A 17,929-nucleotide genomic window follows, 5' to 3' on the forward strand; every position below is an offset into this window, starting at 1 on the left:
CCGCCCCACCGGAGCGGCCCTGCCACATAAGCGTTTGCGGTCGGTTATTTGTCCTCGAGATAACGCGAGAGGAACTCGCGGGTGCGCTGGTGCTTGGGGTTGCCGAAGAGCTCGGCCGGCGCGGCATCCTCGAGTACCACGCCCTTGTCCATAAAGACCACGCGGTCGGACACCGTGCGGGCAAAGGCCATCTCGTGCGTGACGACGACCATGGTCATGCCGTCGGCCGCGAGCTTGCGCATAACCTCGAGCACCTCGCCCACGATCTCGGGGTCGAGTGCGGAGGTCGGCTCGTCGAACAGCATGATCTGCGGATTCATGCACAGGGCGCGCGCGATGGCCACGCGCTGCTTTTGACCACCGGACAGGCGACCCACGGCGGCGTGCGCGAACTTTTCGAGCCCCACGCTCGTCAGATGCTCCATCGCGACCTTCTCGGCCTCGGCCTTGCTCATCTTTTTGAGCGTGACGGGCGCAAGCGTGCAGTTGTCGAGCACGTCCATGTTGTTGAACAGGTTGAAGCCCTGGAACACCATGCCGATGTCCTCACGCAGCTTGTTAATGTTGCAACGCTCGGCCGTGAGGTCCTGGCCATGGAACCAGATGTGGCCCGCGTCCGGGGTCTCGAGCAGGTTGAGGCAGCGCAGGAAGGTCGACTTTCCCGAGCCCGAGGCACCGATGATGGTAACGACCTCGCCGTGGTTAACGGACAGGTCGATGCCCTTGAGCACCTCGAGCGAACCGAAGCTCTTGCGCAGGCCCTCGACGCGGATGAGCGGCTCATTGGTCTGTGCGGCGGCCGCAACGCCGGTAGTGGCGGTATCTGCCATGATGATTCTCCTCGTCTTAAGCCTAGTTAGAGCTGGGCAGCGTGGCAGGGGCCTCGGCGCCGAGCTTTTTGCCAAAGGCTTCGAGCAGGCGGCTCGCCACGAGCGTCAGGATCAGGTAGACCACGAGCGCCACGCAGTAGACCTCCATCTGGCGGTAGTACACGCCGGCGACCGTGGTAGTAGCGTACATAAGGTCGAACACGCCGATGACCGAAAGCACCGACGAATCCTTGATGTTGATGATGAGCTCGTTGGTGAGCGCCGGAATAGCGTTTTTAATGCCCTGGGGGAACACGACTTTGCGCATAGCCTGCCACTGCGAAAGACCCAGCGAGCGCGCTGCCTCGGCCTGGCCGGGGTCGATGGACTCGATACCGCCGCGCAGGACTTCCATCATGTAGGCGGTGGAGTTGAGCGAGATGGTGACGAGGCCGGCGGTGAAGGTACTCCAAATCTGGTTGGCCTGGGCGGTCTCGAAGCCCATGCCGCGCAAAACGGTGAAGCCCGCGTAATAGATGAGCAGGCCCTGAACCATCATGGGCGTACCGCGCACGATGGTGGAGTAGACAGTCGCAAAGCCGCGACCGACACTCTTAAAGAAGCGCACCAGGTCGTTGTCCACGCGATCGAACGTCTGAATACGCAGGAACACAAAGAGCAGCGCCAGGAAAAAGGCGATGACGGTACCGAAGGTCGCAAGTGCGATGGTGATCTCGATGCCGCGGATAAAGAAGTCGCCGCTCTTGTAGGTCATGTAGACCAGGCTCGACAAAAAGTCGCTAGGGTTGGAATCCGAGACAATGCTCACCTGCACCAGGTCGATAAACGACATGACGCAGCGGTCCACGAAAAAGATCGCCGCGATGGCGACCACGACGTAGCTGCCCAGGCGCGCGCCGCGGCGGAAACGCTCGGATGCGAACGGCGACTTTTCGCGATAGTCATTCCAATGCATGAGTTTGGTGACCAGCGCCGCCGCCGACACGACGAGCCAGGCCCAAAGGATTGCCCAGAGGCAGTCTTGGAACACGCCCGTAGGCGCCAAGAAGCTCAGCGGCGTGGGGTTGCGCTGACTAAACGCCAGGCCGAGCGCCGCGATAACGCTCGTGCCCAGGTACACGTAACGGTGGTCGGCCTTGATAAAGGAGGCCAGACGATTGATGGTTTTCATGCTGCCTCCCTATGCCGGCTGACGGTCGAGGCACGCGTCCCACATTTGGTCGCGTTCCTCTTGGCTAATGCCCTTGAGTGTCTTGTCGATGAGTTTAAGCAGCTTGTCCGAGCCCTTGCGGCAGCCGACGTTTGCCGCGACCTCCTGCTTAAAGCCCTCGCCCTCGGCAAAATGGATGGGGACGATACCGGGATTTTGGGCCATATAGCCCTTCTCGTTCTCGGTGTTGTAGGTCACGGCATCGCACGTGCCCTGCAGCAGGTTCGAGAACACCGTGGGAACCGAATCGACCGGGTTCTTGTGCACAACGCCCGGGATCTCGTCGATGACGGTGTCGAGCATGGTGTCCTTTTGGCCGAGCACCGTGGCACCGCTAAAGTCGCTAAGCTTGGTGGCGTTTTGGTAGGGGGAACCCTCTTTTACGAACAGGCCAAAGTAGCCAATGAAGTACGGGTCGGAAAAGCCGACGGACTCCTCACGCTCGGGCGTGGCGCTCATGCCGGCGATGATGAGGTCGATCTGGCCGTTGTTGAGCGAGTCAATAAGGCCCGAAAAGCTCTGCTTGACGGCGACGGGCTCGCCGCCGAGGGCCTTGCAGACGATCTTGGCGATCTGCACGTCGTAGCCATCGGCGTAGGCTCCCTGCACGTTGTCGATGGGAATGGTGTACTCGCTGGCCTCGGAGACCTGCCAGTTGTACGGGGCGTAGGCCGCCTCCATGCCGATACGGATCTTGTCCTTGCCGATCACGGAATCGGACAGGTCGTCGCGACCGCCGCCCGTCGTGGGCTGAACCACCTTGAGCGTGGACGGACGCTGGCAGCCGGCAAGCGCGCCGGCGACAACGGAAGCACTCGCAGCGAGAGCGCTACCCAAAAAGATGCGACGGCTGCACACCAGCTGTGGATGCGCGTCGCGTTGATGGGGAGAATGCATAATCTGCCTTCCCTGTTGAATCGTATGCTGACGACTTAACAGGATATACGCCAGCGACCAGCAGCGCAGCACAAGCTCGAAAAATTAATAGACACACGGTAGTCATTGGGGACGTCGATGTTTTGGCAATGCCGGCGAGCGACGTCCAGAGCGAACAAGTGGCATGAAAAAGACAAGGCATGACCAGAAGGTCTATGCCTTGCCTTTTGAATGACAAATTATCGCTCTGGACGGCACGCAGCATCGACCGAGCGGCGGAACCTCTAGAGCAAGGTGACGCTAAAGCTGCGTTTATCGGTAGCGCCGGGGGCCAAGGTGATGGTGTTGACCTTGTGCTCAAAGACGTCGTCCTCGGTGTCCATGGTGGTGTGGCCGGACCAAGGCTCAAGCGCCACAAACGGGGCGTCGTTGGCGGCAGACCACACGCCGATGTACTTAAAGCCCTCAAAGTCGATCTTGACGCCGTGGCCCGACTTGCGACCGCGCAGCGTGAGCGTGGAGCCCGGGGTATCGGTGAACATGATGGCGTCGTTATCGAAGCTGCGGTGCGTGATGGGCAGCACGTCCGAGTTATCGGGCGCCCTGTAGCTGCCTTCGAACGTCATGAGGCCATCGGGCGTGATGATGGGGGCCTCGTTGGTCCAAGCCTCGGTAAATGCCAGCTCGTAATCCTCGAACGTCTCGTCCTCGGCACCGGGGGCGGGCACGTTAAATGCAGGGTGGCCGCCCACCGAGAACGGCAGGTCCACGTCGCCGGTGTTGGTGACGGCAAAGGTCTGGGTAAGCGTGGCGTCGCCGGTTAGGGCATAGGTCATGTTGAGCTTAAAGTGGAAGGGGAAAGCCTTGAGCGACTCGGGCGTGTCGGTGATCTCGTAGGTGACGGACGAGCCGTCCTCGGAGACCTCGACCAGCTTGTGCTCGACGATGCGCGCGAGGCCGTGGCGCGGCATCTCGCAGGTGCCAGCCGCAGATGTTGCCGTGTTGTTGCGCAGTGAGCCCACGATGGGGAACAGAATGGGCGCGTGCTTGCCCCAAAAGACCGGGTCGCCCTGCCACAGATACTCGTTGCCGTTGAGGGCAAGGCTCGTGAGCTGGGCACCCATGGAATCGATGGCCGCGGTGAGGCCGCCGCGCTTGATGGTAGTGACGGTGGACATGCTACTTCCTCCAAAAATAAACAACAGTATCGAGGGCTATTGTCCCACTCTTGGCGGCGGGGTTGAGCGTCAGGCGCAGTTATTGAGCAATAGCGTAAAGGTCAAACCCGCCCTGCGGCGTGCTATCGACCGTATCGGGCGCCCGTGAATTAAAACTCACCGGAACCATGCGCTTTGAGGCGCGGTAACGCGTGCCGTCGGTGGCGACGGGCGGCTCATCAACCGTGAGCTCGTAGTCGCCGGGCTTGAGCTCGATACCGTCACCTTCGGAATTGACGTATTGATACTCGTCGATTGCTTGTCCCTTGAGCGTGCGACCCACGATATGGACGAGCATCTGGCTGTCGCCGCGGGCGGTGTCCCATGTCGCACCGTCCTTAACCTCGACCGACACATGCACCGAGCGCGTGCGGCTGAGCGATTGCTCGACAGACATCTCGACCTTGGCGGCGTCTTGGCGCTGCTGCTCGACATGACCCCAGATGCTGCCGATCGCCGAGCAAGCGATGACGCCGGCCATAAAGGCGATGAGAATGGGGCCGAGCGGAGAGCGACGGCCCGCGTCTTCCTCGCGAGCCAGGTTGGGGCGATGGGTGGGGGCGGGCGCCTGGGCACCCTGCGCGGGCACGTCGAGTATGCTGAAGGATGCCGTGCTGCCGGGGTCGATGGTATGGCGCGGCTGTGGGGTCTTTGCCGGCGAGATCGACATATCAGCCGGCTCGCCGAGCGTGGCCGTGGCATCGGCCTTCGCCTCGTCGGCCTCGGCCTGGGCCCAAGCCTGTTCAAAGGTTAGGGGTTCGGCGGCATCGGAAGCGGCTTCAGGCTCGACACCGGCATCGTTGCCGGTCTCGTCCTCGTCGCTCGACACGTCACACGGCGCGGGCTCGTCCCACTCTTCGTCCGGAGCCTCGCCCTCGCTATACCACCATTCAAAGTTATCGATATCCATACGGGGCGCCCCCTTGGCCTCGCAAATAAACACTTGCTAGCCTTATACCCCCAGATGACACGGGAGCTCGCCGGCACAGACAGGAAAAGCGTCACAACATTCGAGGCTTTTCCTCGTTTTCGAGATTTTCATCGAATGTTGTGATGGTTTGGGCGGCAGCCATGCCGCGAATGTGACAAAGGGACTGTCCCTTTGTCACATCTGGAGGGTAACGGGGATTTGGATGCAGCAAAAGTCCTCTTGGTGGGACTCGTCGTAGCTCGTGGTATCGAGGTAGCAAAAGTCGAAAGCGTTGCCAACGGGCTGGAGCGCGTGCTCGTCCATGCAGGCAACGATGGCGCGGATGCCCTCGGGCTCGTACGGCATACCCCAGCGGCTCATGCACAGGTATGTGCCCTCGGGCAGCACTTCGATGCCGATCTCTGCCAGCTCGGCGGGATCGCTCGGCAGCAGTTCCTCGACACCGCGCGGCAGCACGGCAAAGGAGCCCGCGCCGGCGATAGGGTCGTCGGAATGCAGCGCCTCACGACGCAGCATGGCACCCCAGCCGCGCATAGGGCGCGTGCCCGTCAACGCACGCATGCGCAGGATGGCCCGCATGAGCGTGGGGTGAAGCATCGAGCGGCCGCGCTCGATATCGCCTGGAAACTCCTCAAAGACCACGAAGCGGCGCTCGAACTGCTTGAGCTCCGGCTTGCCCTCGCGCTCGCGCCAGTAAACTGCCTCGTCGTAAAAGCTCAGACGCTCCTGCACGCTCGCACGCTCGGCTTTGAGCCCGGCAATCTGCTCGTCGAGCGCCTGCACCCGCGAGCGCAGGTGGTCGGTCATCTCGCTAATGTCGAACGTCGAGGCTAGGCGGTCGATCTCATCGAGTTCGAGCCCTAGGTCGCGCAGCATGCAGATCAGACGCATGAGCGGGATCTGCGTGGGCGAATAGAAACGGTAGCCTTTTTCGTTAACCACGGCGGGCTTAAACAGGCCGATCTTGTCGTAGTAGATGAGCGTTTGGCGCGAAACGTTAAACAAACTCGCCATCTCGCTAATCGCATACATGCCCGTCTGCATAGGTCCTCCCGACACATCCTTTTTGCGCACAAAGCCCGCCGCCCACAGGGGCAGCGGGCTCAAACACTACTCGTATCCTACCCTAAAGACGCCTATGACCAGCGCTTATAGTTTGCGCATGACACGCCGACGGCCTCGAGCGCCTTGGCGGCGATGTGGTGCACCGCGTCATCGAGCGTGGCGGGGCCGTTGTAAAACGTGAGCATGGGCGGCATGAGCATGACGCCCGGTACGCGCGCAAGGCGCGCCATGTTGTCGACATGAATGGCGCTGAAGGGCGTCTCGCGCACCATGAGCACCAGGCGGCGCTGCTCTTTCATCTGCACGTCGGCCGCACGCAGCAACAGATTGTCGCTGTAGCCGCTCGCGATGCCGGCGAGCGTCTTCATGGAGCACGGGGCCACGATCATGCCGTCGACCGGATAGGTGCCGCTTGCGATGGCGGCGCCGATGTTCTTGTTGTCGTAGACCACATCGGCATGCGTGGCAAACTCGTCGAGCGTCATGCCGAGCTCCTGCTCGATGGTGATCTCTCCCCCGCGCGTGACGACAAGCGCCGACTCGGCACCTGCCTGGCGCAGGCATTTGAGGCACTCAAGACCCAGCGCGGCACCGCTGGCGCCAGACACGCCAACGACAATGCGACGGGGACGGATCACAGGATCAGACATAGCGACTCCTTACAACAAAATGGCAGCTATAGGTCAGGCAATGTCAGCGAGCGCGCGTCTGGCGAGGCAAGGTGCCCCGAAACAAGAAGGCATAGGGCTTATGCCCATGCCTTCGCAGTTGAGGGGCAGATTGCCCGCCAGGCGCGGGCGCAGCGTCGAGTGGTCCGACGTTCGGTAGAACGCCGGAACCTTAGAAAGCAATCTCCTTGGCCCACTTGTCCTTGTCGATCTCCATGAACTGCGAGCGAATGAAATTCTTCTTGAGGTCGAACGGAACCGTGCAGTCGAAGATGGCCTTGCAGGCGATGCCGTGCTCGCGAATCGTGGGGTCGAACGCGGGGTCGTTGGACGGGTCGAGCACGTGGCAGTGGCAGCCGGGGATGGTGATGAGGTCGACGTCGGCCTGGAAGCGCGTGGTCATGGCCCACATCACGTCGCTCATATCAAAGATGTCAACATCCTCGTCAACCAAGATCACATGCTTGAGCTCGGAGAATGCCGAGAAGGCGAGCATGGCGGCGTTGCGCTGACGGCCCTCGTCATTTTTGCTCGACTTCTTAAACTGCATGATGGCAACGAACTTGCCGCCGCCGCAGGGTGCAGCGTGGACGTTGAGCAGGCGGCCCGGGATAGCGGTCTCGACCATCTTGTAGATGGAAGCCTCGGTGGGGATACCGGCCATGGACACGTGCTCGTGCGAAGGGCCGATGCAGCTCTCCATAATGGGGTTGACACGCGTGGTGACGGCGGTGATCTTGATCACCGGGCAGACCTTGGCGCCGCCGGTGTAGCCGGGGAACTCGGGCATGGCGTAGCCGTGGCCGTTGACGTCCTCGTTGATGGTCTCGTCGTGCATGAGGTAGCCCTCGAGCACGTACTCGGCATTGGCGATGCACTTCTGCGGAACGGTGACGCAGTCGGCAAGCTCGACAGCGTGGCCGCGCAGGGCGCCGGCAATTTGCAGCTCGTTGAAGCCGAGCGGTGTGGTGGGAGCCTCAAAACCGCAGCACATGTACACGGCGGGGTCCAAACCGATGGAGATGGAGATGGGCATGTCTTCGCCGCGCTGGCAGTACTCGTCAAAGAACGCGCCCAGGTGACGGCTGCCGGGGGTAATCCACATGGCAAGCTTATCCTTGTCGACGCAGGAGAAGCGGTGGATGGTCACGTCGGACTGGGAGCCGTCGGGGCTCGTGCCGTAGGCGAGGCCCATGGTGATGTAGGGGCCGCCGTCGACGGGCGTGTTGGTAGGAGCGGGAACGATCTTGCGCAGGTCAAAGCCCTCGTCGGTCGCCTTGTACACGACCTCCTGACAGTCGACGTGCGCACCCTCGGCGATCTGCTCGGGCGCGATCAGGTTCTCGAAGCGCTTGCCGATCTCGAGGCCCAGGTGCTCCTCGTCCAGGTCGAGCAGGGCGGCAACGCGCTTGCGGCTGGCAAGCATGCCGATGCAGACTTTGGCATCGTCAAAGCCCTTGACGTTGTTGAAGACCATCGCCGGACCCTCTTTGGTCGGGCGCATAACGGTGCCGCCGGCGCCGACGTGACGGTAGACGCCCGAGACCTCGGCATCGGGATCGACCTGAGTGTCGGTCTCGAGCAGCTGGCCCGGCATCTCGCGCAAAAAGTCGAGCGCGGAGCGCAGGTCGTGGATCTGGGAAGCATCGGTAGTGGACATAGCATGCTCCTTTCGGGAGAGTGCCCGGCGGCGAGGATGCCGCCGGGCTTGGTAACGTAATGGGGCCGCAGCGCTCATAGATGGGGCGCTCGGGCACTCGCAGTTCAAGCACTCGGCTAATTACAGCCAAGCACTCGACTGCTTACATCAGGCCAAAGAGGTGGAACCAGGCGGCCTCGACCAGCACGACGATAAAGACGACCGCGGTGAGGGGAATGCCCATGCGCATGGCCTCTTTGGAGGTGTAGCCGCCGGCGTCCTTGCCCTCGCCGACAAGGATCGGCAGGTTGTGGAACGGCAGGATGTAGTGGATGTTGATGGACGTGAAGACGATGAGCGCCACGGCAAGCGGGCTTACGCTGGAGCCGGCCGCGAAGCTGATGAACGCCGGCACGCACACACCGAGCACGGCCATGACCGAGCCCATGAACATGTGGATGATCATGGAGAGCGCGGCGACGAGCAGGGCGAACAGGAAGATGTTCTCGGGCACGGAGCTGGGAAGCACGACGTCGGCGATCCAGGCGTTCATGCCGGTGGCGCCGCCCACGGAACCCACGGCCATGGCGGCCGTCAGGAACATGAGGGACTTGATGTCGACAGCGTTCCAGCTGGCAGGAGTGAGGACCTCGCCGATGATGGGCATGGCGAGTGCGACGCCAATGGCCAGGGTGACCCAGCCGATATAGTCGCCCGAGACGGTGAGCCACAGCGCGATGGCGATGACAAGCCACACGATGGTGCGGATCTCCTTGACGGAGAGCTTGCCGAGCGCGGCCTGCTTGGCCACGATCTGCTCGCGATCGTAAACGAGCTCCTTGCTGGGCTTAAAGAAGAAGAGGCCCAGGAACAGGGTGCACAGCAGCGCGACCAGCATGGGCACGCTCATGTACAGGAACCAGTCGACGAAGGACGGGCTCATGCCGCCGGCCTCGGCGCTGTACTGCGCGACGAGCGGGTTGAGTGTGGAGTCGCCCGTCAGGAAGAACATGGAGCCCGGGGCAGCAGCGGCAAACACGAGGAAGCCGAGCTTACCCTTGTCGTCGTCACCGTAGCCGGCGGACTCGGCGATGACCGAGACGACGGCGAGGATGAGGAAGGCGCGGGGGAACGGATGCGGGATCAGCAGCGACAGCACAAAGGTGAGCGCGAAGATCGAGATGATGAGCGACTTGGCGTCGCGCACGAACTTGAGCATAAACGCATAGGCGATGCGCTCGCCCAGGCCCGACTCCTTGACCGCGCTGGCGATGAGGTAGGCACCAATGACGAGCCACATGGTGGCTTTGGTCCACGAGCTAAACGTGGAGGCGACCGTCGCCGAGATGCTCGCGGCGCCCGTGTCGTCCACGCACACCTTGAATAGAACGAGCAGCGCGCAATAGAGCAGGCCCACAAAGCCCGGCTGCGCCACACCGCATGCCCAGAACACCACCGTGGCGAGCGTCAGTGCCAGACAGGTCTGACCGCCGACCGTGAGCTCGACCGTCGAGCTCAGCTCCGCCAAAGGAAGAAACTTCACCAGCAAAAAGACAACGATACCCAGCACAAAGCCAATTTCGCGCTTGGTGATCTTAAACGCCTTCTTTTCCGCTTCCATCTCCCCACCTTTCTTGTTGGGGGCGCTCCGGATTCGCAACCACGTTGCCGCTTAAAAAGGGGCGCCCGTTATCGGACGCCCCTTACGTTGCGCTGTGTTGTGGCAATACAGTCAAGCGGGATTTTTGGATGAGAAGCGATCCTCTGGGCAAAAACCGTCACAATCTTCGACGCTTTTCCTCGATTTCGAGATTTTCATCGAATGTTGTGACGGTTTGGATATGGCAAAGGGACTGTACCTTTGTTACATAGCGAGGGCCGTACGGATGGATGGGTCGCTGAGTGCCTCGCGGAGCCAGGGGGCCAGCTGCTCGGGGTGACCCTGCAGGTAGCCTTTGAGCTCGGACGGGGCCACGCGACGCACCTCCGAGATCTCCTCTTGGTTGATATGCAGCTCGCCCGGCTCAACATGGGCTGCGAACACCTCGCACCATTCGCACTCGCAGCGGCCGTCGCCGTGATCCTCGCGATACACCACGTGACCGAGGTGCTTGAGCTGGTCGGGCTCGCGCGCAATGCCAAGCTCTTCGTTGATGCGACGCGCCGTGGCGGCCGCGACGTCTTCCCCGGGGAGCGGATGGCCGGCGCAGCTATCGGCCAGCACCCCGCCCCACAGGCGCTTGAGCGGACTGCGGCGGCAGAGCAGCAGGCGCGCGTCCTCGCCCTGGCCCTCGACCAGAAGCGTCAGAAATGCCTGATGCAGGATGCCCTCGCCGGCATGTGCCTCGATGCGATCGACAGGGCCAAGCGCCTCGCCGGTCGCGGCATCGACCGCCACGACCTCGGCGCCTGCACCGCCCTCATCCCAGCCGGCGCGCAGGATGCGCGCGGCGGCCTCCTCGAGCGCGGCGATGAGCTCCTTGGTGGTAGCGAGCACGCGCTGCAGATCGTCCGCAGTCGCATGCTCCACATGAAAGCCCGTGCTTGCAACTACCGGCACGCCAAAGCGCGTGGCCAGCGCCGCCGCGATATCGTGCGCCGGGATCTCATCTCGATGGCACGGAACGGCCAGGATGCTCACGGTCGCCGTGCGACCGGGCTCAGGGCGCGGAATGGCCTGCGCCGTGGCGCCCAGATGCGCGTACTCCGGCGAGCAGGCGTACACCACCATGCCGCGCGGCGTCACCGTCAACTGGGCCTCGAGCGCAAACTTGCCCTCGCCCACTGCAACCTTTGTCGTGTGCATACCCATGGGATCTCCTGTCGCCCGCGATGTACCTGAGACCATCTTCGCCTGTATTGCGACTATACAGGCAAGCGCAGCCTGCGACAAAGGGGGCAGGCACCTGACACATTCTGTTAGAGTTGCAGGGATTGAATCCCGCTTATTCATGCGACATTGGAGTGACAACCTTGACCGCCGCAACCACGCCTAAAAGTAAGTCAACCGCCGCCGCGCTCTCCCCCGCGCGCACCAAGCTCTGCCTGGCGCTGCTCGTGCTGTTGGGCTTCTCGCTCGGCTGCTCGGAGTTCGTGGTCATCGGCATCGAAAGCGACTTGGCAACGGAACTCGGCGTATCACTTGCCACTGCGGGCCAGCTCATCAGCGTGTTCGCGCTCGTCTACGCTATCGCCACGCCGGTGCTCGCGCTCAGCACGGGGCGATTCCGCCGCTACCAGCTGCTCGTGTGCTACAGCATCGTTTTTGTGCTCGGCAACCTGGTCATGGCGTTGGCGCCCAACTTCCAGGTGCTGTTTATCTCGCGCATTGTCCTGGGCTCCGTCTCGGGCGCACTGCTCGCCGTGGGTGTGACGTACATCCCCGAGCTGCTGTCCCCACAGCAAACCTCACTTGCCATCTCGGTGGTATATGGTGCGTTTTCCGTGGCAATGGTCTTTGTGACCTCGATCGGCAAGTTCGTGGCCGACACGCTCGACTGGCACGTGGCCATGTACGGCACGCTGACCTTTGCCGTTCTGATCTGCGGAGCGCTCGTGGCGTTTATGCCGCGCGCTGGGCAAACCGATGAGCCTGCCACCTTTCGCGAGCAGGCGGGTCTGCTGCGCGAGCCGAGCATCATCACCGGCATGCTCATCTTTTTGTTTGGCGTAGGCTCGGTCTATGTGTTCTACGGCTACGTGACGCCTTATCTTGAGCAGGTGCTGGGTATGGGAACCGTTCAGGCGAGCACCACGCTTATGGCCTGCGGCGTGTTCTGCCTGGTCTCGAACATCTTGGGCGGATGGATCGACGCGCGTTTTGGCATGAAGGCACTGCTTGTGACGTTTGTACTGCAGGCTGCGGCGTTACTCGGGCTGTTTGCCGTGGGCGGCACCATGCCGCTCGCGCTGGTCTTTGTCTTTAGCTTGGCGTTGCTCATGTACCTGTTCTCGGTGTCGTGCATCACGCACTTTATGGACGTGGCACGCAGCCGCCATCCCAAGTCGATGGTACTCGCAAGTTCGGTTGAGCCCATGGCGTTTAACGTCGGCATCTCGTTTGGCACCGCAGTGGGCGGCGCCGTGGTAAGCAGCGTTGGCATTGCCTACGTTGGCGCGGTTGGTGCCGCGTTCTCGCTTGTGGCCTGGGCGCTCACGCTGGTGACGATTAAGCTGGCACGTTGGGAGCGCCGTCGTCAATCAGCACAGCCCCGGATGCAGGCATAGGGACGAACACAGCCCAAGGTGGCGAGCAACCAGTGAAAACCGTCCCATACTAGTAGTGTTTATCCGCCTGCAAGCTCCGGCAGTGCAATTTCGTGTATTTCAGATACACGCTTTTCTACGATTTCGTGTATTTCAAGTACATGAAATCGTACTAAACTATGTATCTGAAGTACACGAAATTGGAAAGGCGGCCCCATGCGCAGATCAATCGAGTCCGTTATCGAATCATGGGCGACAAAGGACGCCTCACGCCCCCTCCTCATCCGTGGTGCGCGACGCGTAGGCAAAACGTACGCTGCCGAGGAAATCGGCAGGCGAATCGCCGGCGATGCGTTTGTCAAACTCGACTTTCAGACCGATCTTGAGCTGATCGCTCCGCTGTTCGATTGTCCCACCGACGACGTTGACACCATCGTGGCGCGGATTTCAGACTATAAACGCGCCCCCATTCGCAAAGAAACCACCTTCATCCTGTTTGACGAGGTGCAGCTCTGCGAACGGGCGCTCAACTCGCTTCGCTTTTTTTCGGGTTCGGGCTGGCGCATATGCGCGACCGGCAGTCAGCTCGGCGTCGCCACGCGCAAACGTAAGCTGCCTTTTCCCAGCGGCGTTCGTCAAGAGACCATGCATCCTATGTCGTTCGAGGAGTTTCTCTGGGCGCTCGATGAGGAGCAGATGGCCGATGCCATTCGTACCCACGCCGGCACGCTCGAGACCTACGCCGTGCACCAAGCCGCGCTCAGCCTGTTTCATCGATACCAGATCGTGGGCGGCATGCCCGCCGCCGTCAACGCATATCGCAAGACGTTATCCATCGAGGATGCGCGCGTCGAGCAGCGCGAAATCAACGAGACCTATACCGCCGATATGACCGACCCCGAAAACGGGATCAGCGGCGTGGCGGCACGCAAGGTCTGGCGCTCCATTCCGTCCCAGCTGCTGAGATCGTCCACAAAAAAATTCAAGTACTCCGAGGTCGAACGCGGAGGCCGTCGCGCCAAGCTTATCGAGCCGCTCGACTGGCTCGAAGGCGCCGGTATCATATCGGTCAACAACCTGACCGAAGGCATCGAGCCTCCCCTCGTTCCCTTCGACGACGAAGATGGAAGTTTCTTTAAGGTCTATCTTCTCGATACCGGCCTCATGTTCTACAAACTCGGCATCAACCCGAGGCTCTGGCTCGACCTCAAAGAAGATTCCGCCATAGCGCTATCTTCCGACTTCCGAGGCGCCCTGGCGGAAAACTCGGTCATGCAAGCATTTTCGGGTAACAGCTTGCAGACGTATTACTGGGTGCCGCCGTCGTCTTGGAAGACGACCGGCGAGCTCGATTTTCTACTTCAGACCGACCGTATGGAAATCGTGCCCGTCGAGGTAAAGTCCGCACGCAACGTGCGCGCGAGAACCCTCGGGTCGTTCATGGACAAAGCCCGATCGCCATATGCCTACATTTTGTCCGAGAACAATTTTTTCCGCAGCGAAACCGATGACGGGCGCGAGCTACGCCACCTCCCCTTGTACGCAGCGGGCTTTATTGGAGCAAACTGCCTCAAGAGCAGTCTGTAAGCCCTGCACGACCGCCTAGAAAGGAAACCGCTCATGCAACGCATACTGTTTATCTGCCATGGCAACATCTGTCGCTCGACGATGGCTGAGTCGGTGTTTACCGAGCTGGTGCGGCGCGCCGGGCGCGCGGGCGAGTTTGTCATTGACTCCGCTGCGACCTCGACCGAGGAGATCGGCAACCCGCCACACCACGGTACCGTTGCCAAGCTGCGCGAGGTCGGGATTCCCGTCGTCGCACATCGTGCACGTCAGGTGCGTCGCGCGGAGTATGGCGACTGGGACCACATTGTCTATATGGACGACGAGAACGCGCGTGGCCTGCGTCGCATCTTTGGCGACGACCCCGACGGCAAGATTACGCGCATGCTCGATTGGACCGAGCGCCCCGGCGACGTGGCCGACCCCTGGTACACCGGCAATTTCGATGCCACCTACCGCGACGTACTCGACGGCTGCACCGCTATGCTCGAGCAGCTGTAGGCAATCGAGGTCGCGGGCCACGCCTTTGTCACATCCGGGACTAGCCCTAGACCGGCTTGACCTCCAGCTTTATCCCCTCGGCGCAGGAGTCGCCCAAAACATCCGAAAGGGCCCAGGTCGCATATAGCGGCAAATAGAGAACCGCTCCGTTGCGCTCAACGTTGCCTCTCGAGAAAACAATCCCGAGCCTTACGCCATATTCAGCCGTATCAAGCACATGACCGAGCGCAGCGTGCGCGTGGTAATAGGAGCCCGATTTAACCTCGATCGGAACAGCCGTCCCATCCGGTCCATCGACCACAAAGTCCACTTCACCGCGCTTTTTTGTCTGATAGTAGTAAAGCTGGCGATTTTGGGCAGCCAGCTGCTGGGCCACCACGTTTTCGTAAATGCCGCCCAGATTGGGCTCCTTGCTATCAAGATACGCCGCTTGGGCGACTCCGACGGGGTAGCGCGCCATCAACATGCCCGTATCCGATTGATATAGCTTGAACTGCGATGGCCGTGCCGTCTTGAGCAAGGGCGATTTTGGCTCGGTTACGATATCGGCTTTGAGAGCAACGCCGGCATCGACAAGCCATACAAAATCTCGCTGATACTTCTCGTAGTGAGCCTTGGGGTCAATGGAATTGAGCACGAAGCGCTTGTTTTCGCCCTCGAGCATAATAGGGAGCTGATCGTAAATGCTCTGCACCTGAAGGGCTCGCCCGCTTGCATACTTGGAGATATCCCGCCGGTACTGTTCGTTGAGCTCTGACTGTAGCTGACGAACAGAGGCAAGGTCGCCCTGCGTGTCAAGGAAACGCTGCACGACCTCCGGCATTCCGCCGACAACGGTATAGGTCCTGAAGTTTGCCATCATCGCGTCATGAATGTAATCAGGAACGGGCCTCTCGCTGATACACGCGTCACGTATCGTTTGGCGAGCCCCCTCGCTCACCCCGGTTGCCCAGCAAAACTCCTCAAAATCGAGCGGGAACATCCTAAGCTCGTGGACATACCCCACGGGATAGGACCTGACGCCCTTGAACTGAGTCCCGAGCATTGACCCCGAAAACGCCCAGCGGCACCTCCCGTCCTCAACAAGGAACTTTGCCATCGTCATGATGTCGGGGGCCTCTTGGACCTCATCGATAAACACGAGCGTTTTGCCTGGCGCAATCGACTTTCCCGAAAGAAGCGTCACCCTGCTGATGAAATCATCGGCATTCCGCGCCTCGAGAAGAGCATCTTTTGCCTGGCGGTTTTCCATGAGGTTAAGCTCGATGTAGGTTGCATGGTTGGCTTTGCCAAATGCGCGAATCGAATAGCTTTTGCCAATCTGGCGAGAACCCGTAATGAACAAGGCCTTTTGCTCGGAAGACTTCAGCCAACGCTCCAGCTCTGCCGCTATTTTCCTGCGCAGCATAGGCTCTCCCCTCGGTGTCATCAAATGAAATGCAAAGTTTTATACGCTTGATTATCGATGAAACGCAGAATTTTTAGAACCTAAAATCTGATGAAATGCAGAGATTTGAGATTATAAGCAAAAAGAAGGGACACCACCCGCGAATGTGACAAAAGAACTGTCCCTTTGTCACATTGCGCTCAGCTACTCGTCGACGACCTCGGCAAGCCAAACGTTCAGCGTATCGACCTCGGGGCAGCAGAACTTTGCCGTACCGGGCTCGTTGCCAGGCACGGTTCCGCCGTAGCGCAGGATATCGATATAGGGAAAGCCCACATGGCAGGCCATGGCGCACATCTTGCCGCGGTCTCGGTCGAAGTCAAAGACATCGCCCGGCTTATGACCATGGTGGCAGCGACACGCACCCAGCTGGTCCACGCAGCTCACGCGGATACGCGGACGCTTGCCCCGCGGCGCACCGAACGGCTTGCTCTCGCCCGCAGGCTTGACGCCGCCCTCGCCGGCGTTACTCATGGTCAATCACATCCAGGCAGGCCTCGATGGGAAGGCCGGCCGACTTGTCCTCTTGGTCGGCATTGCGCTCGATAAGCTCGGCCACCACACGCATAGCGTCGGTCGTCGCACGTTGCAGGCTCCAGCCGGCCATAACGCGACCCACGAGCACCGACGAGAACGTATCGCCCGTGCCCGGGAAATACACCGGGATCAGCTCAAAGGGAATCGTAAAGTACTCTCCCGCCACATGGTCGTAGCCGATAACGGCACTCGCCCCGTCGACCTTTGCGCTCGTGATGACCACCGACTTGGCGCCCAACGCGAGCATGGCATCCACGAGCGTACGAGCCTCGTCGGCCGTAATCTGCTCGGCCATAGGCGTATCGGTGAGCAGACACGCCTCGGTATAGTTGGGCACCGCGTAGTCGGCGCACTCGACCAGGCTGCGCATAAGGCCGATGGTCGACTCGGGCACGCCAGCGTAGAGCCTGCCGTTGTCGGCCATGATGGGGTCGACGAACACTTTGGTGCCCTTTTGCGCGCGGCGGTGGCAAAAGTCCGAGATGATGCGCGCCTCTTCTTCGGTCACGATAAAGCCGGTCGAGATGGCGTCGAATTCAAAGCCGAGTTCCTCCCAGATGGCGAGGCTCTGGCGGACATACTCCGTGGTGTCGTGGATGTAGAACTTGGGGTAGTTGAGCGTATCGGATACGAGGGCCGTCGGCAGGTTGTGGATGCGATAGCCCATGTGCGACAGCACCGGCAGCATGGCAGAAAGCGCGACCTTGCCGTAACCGCACATATCGTTGATCAGCAGCAGCTGAGTGTTCTTCATGAGTGTCCCCCTTGGGTCGGGTGCGACGCGACGGCGCCACAGTGCGACTAAGTGTAGCGCAGGGGACGTTGCAAGCGGGCGCAGGCGCCGAGGAGGGCACATTGTTGCGGAAAGGTTACGGAAATGGGAGGCAAAATCGCGGCGGTAGCGGCACAGTAGCTGCCATCTATTTACTACCATTCCAAAACTATGCCGGATTACTACGATAAACCGTCAGCTTCCAACCACAACGAATTGCACTCCGGAAAAACCGCAGGTAGACAGCTTGTGATTATACGAAAAACAATGCCGAGGTCTGATATTTCGAATTCATCGTAGTAATCCGGCATAGTTTTGGACAAAGCAACTTCGAAAGGGTGTCACCGCAGCCCAAAATGATTCGTTTTCCTCCGTCCCCCACGGATCACTCAAATGCCAACCGAGGCAGCGCTGCAGATTGAGGACGGACAGCGAAAGCGTTCCTAAGCGAGCAAGGTGACGTG

General features: G+C 60.7%; 16 protein-coding genes. 3 read left to right on the top strand and 13 right to left on the bottom strand.

Going from position 1 to position 17,929, the window contains the following annotated elements; translation table 11 throughout:
- Positions 1-44 precede the first annotated feature (44 nt).
- The 10 genes from DW823_RS08065 to idi all read right to left on the bottom strand — a co-directional run bounded on the left by DW823_RS08065 (position 45) and on the right by idi (position 11,248).
- Positions 45-830, bottom strand: a complete 786-nt coding sequence (locus DW823_RS08065; RefSeq protein WP_118081644.1) for an amino acid ABC transporter ATP-binding protein — start codon at positions 828-830, stop codon at positions 45-47.
- Between the two features lie 22 nt (positions 831-852).
- The gene (locus DW823_RS08070) at positions 853-2,001 is read right to left on the bottom strand and encodes an amino acid ABC transporter permease (protein WP_118081647.1); all 1,149 of its coding nucleotides are present in this window, start codon (positions 1,999-2,001) and stop codon (positions 853-855) included.
- A gap of 9 nt (positions 2,002-2,010) precedes the next feature.
- Positions 2,011-2,937, bottom strand: coding sequence for a transporter substrate-binding domain-containing protein (locus DW823_RS08075; RefSeq protein ID WP_117758454.1), 927 nt, complete (start codon positions 2,935-2,937; stop codon positions 2,011-2,013).
- 263 nt (positions 2,938-3,200) lie between these two features.
- Complete coding sequence (locus DW823_RS08080; RefSeq protein WP_118081649.1) at positions 3,201-4,094, bottom strand: aldose 1-epimerase family protein; 894 nt, start codon at positions 4,092-4,094, stop codon at positions 3,201-3,203.
- A gap of 79 nt (positions 4,095-4,173) precedes the next feature.
- Positions 4,174-5,043: a hypothetical protein gene (locus DW823_RS08085; RefSeq protein ID WP_118081651.1), complete on the bottom strand. Its 870-nt coding sequence runs from the start codon at positions 5,041-5,043 to the stop codon at positions 4,174-4,176.
- A gap of 195 nt (positions 5,044-5,238) precedes the next feature.
- Positions 5,239-6,108, bottom strand: a complete 870-nt coding sequence (locus DW823_RS08090; protein WP_117655373.1) for a MerR family transcriptional regulator — start codon at positions 6,106-6,108, stop codon at positions 5,239-5,241.
- Positions 6,109-6,200: 92 nt separating this feature from the next.
- Positions 6,201-6,779 (bottom strand): UbiX family flavin prenyltransferase, encoded by a 579-nt coding sequence (locus tag DW823_RS08095; protein ID WP_117655372.1) that lies wholly within the window; start codon positions 6,777-6,779, stop codon positions 6,201-6,203.
- 190 nt (positions 6,780-6,969) lie between these two features.
- Positions 6,970-8,457: a UbiD family decarboxylase gene (locus DW823_RS08100; RefSeq protein WP_118081653.1), complete on the bottom strand. Its 1,488-nt coding sequence runs from the start codon at positions 8,455-8,457 to the stop codon at positions 6,970-6,972.
- Between the two features lie 142 nt (positions 8,458-8,599).
- A complete protein-coding gene (locus tag DW823_RS08105; RefSeq protein ID WP_199574414.1) occupies positions 8,600-10,057 on the bottom strand; it encodes an SLC13 family permease in 1,458 nt (485 codons plus the stop codon).
- Positions 10,058-10,300: 243 nt separating this feature from the next.
- Positions 10,301-11,248 carry an isopentenyl-diphosphate Delta-isomerase gene (gene idi, locus DW823_RS08110; protein WP_158566082.1) on the bottom strand — a complete coding sequence of 316 codons (948 nt, stop codon included), beginning with the start codon at positions 11,246-11,248 and terminating at the stop codon, positions 10,301-10,303.
- A 152-nt stretch (positions 11,249-11,400) separates the two neighbouring features.
- On the opposite strand from idi, the gene DW823_RS08115 reads away from it, so the two are divergent.
- The 3 genes from DW823_RS08115 to DW823_RS08125 all read left to right on the top strand — a co-directional run bounded on the left by DW823_RS08115 (position 11,401) and on the right by DW823_RS08125 (position 14,709).
- Positions 11,401-12,663, top strand: coding sequence for an MFS transporter (locus tag DW823_RS08115; protein ID WP_233543051.1), 1,263 nt, complete (start codon positions 11,401-11,403; stop codon positions 12,661-12,663).
- Between the two features lie 195 nt (positions 12,664-12,858).
- On the top strand, positions 12,859-14,229 hold the full coding sequence (locus DW823_RS08120; RefSeq protein ID WP_118081655.1) for an ATP-binding protein: 1,371 nt from the start codon (positions 12,859-12,861) through the stop codon (positions 14,227-14,229).
- Positions 14,230-14,262: 33 nt separating this feature from the next.
- Complete coding sequence (locus DW823_RS08125; RefSeq protein WP_118081657.1) at positions 14,263-14,709, top strand: low molecular weight protein-tyrosine-phosphatase; 447 nt, start codon at positions 14,263-14,265, stop codon at positions 14,707-14,709.
- A 46-nt stretch (positions 14,710-14,755) separates the two neighbouring features.
- Here DW823_RS08125 and DW823_RS08130 read toward each other — a convergent pair whose 3' ends face one another.
- From DW823_RS08130 to DW823_RS08140, 3 genes are all read right to left on the bottom strand, one after another.
- A complete protein-coding gene (locus tag DW823_RS08130; protein WP_118081660.1) occupies positions 14,756-16,117 on the bottom strand; it encodes an ATP-binding protein in 1,362 nt (453 codons plus the stop codon).
- A 183-nt stretch (positions 16,118-16,300) separates the two neighbouring features.
- On the bottom strand, positions 16,301-16,630 hold the full coding sequence (locus tag DW823_RS08135; protein ID WP_082421876.1) for a TIGR04076 family protein: 330 nt from the start codon (positions 16,628-16,630) through the stop codon (positions 16,301-16,303).
- Positions 16,623-17,447: a PfkB family carbohydrate kinase gene (locus DW823_RS08140; protein WP_055286300.1), complete on the bottom strand. Its 825-nt coding sequence runs from the start codon at positions 17,445-17,447 to the stop codon at positions 16,623-16,625. Before DW823_RS08140 ends, DW823_RS08135 begins: the two co-directional genes overlap by 8 nt.
- Positions 17,448-17,929 lie beyond the last annotated feature (482 nt).

Origin of the sequence: Collinsella sp. AM34-10 (genome assembly GCF_003469185.1) — a bacterium.
In the GTDB taxonomy this organism is placed as follows: Bacteria; Actinomycetota; Coriobacteriia; order Coriobacteriales; family Coriobacteriaceae; genus Collinsella.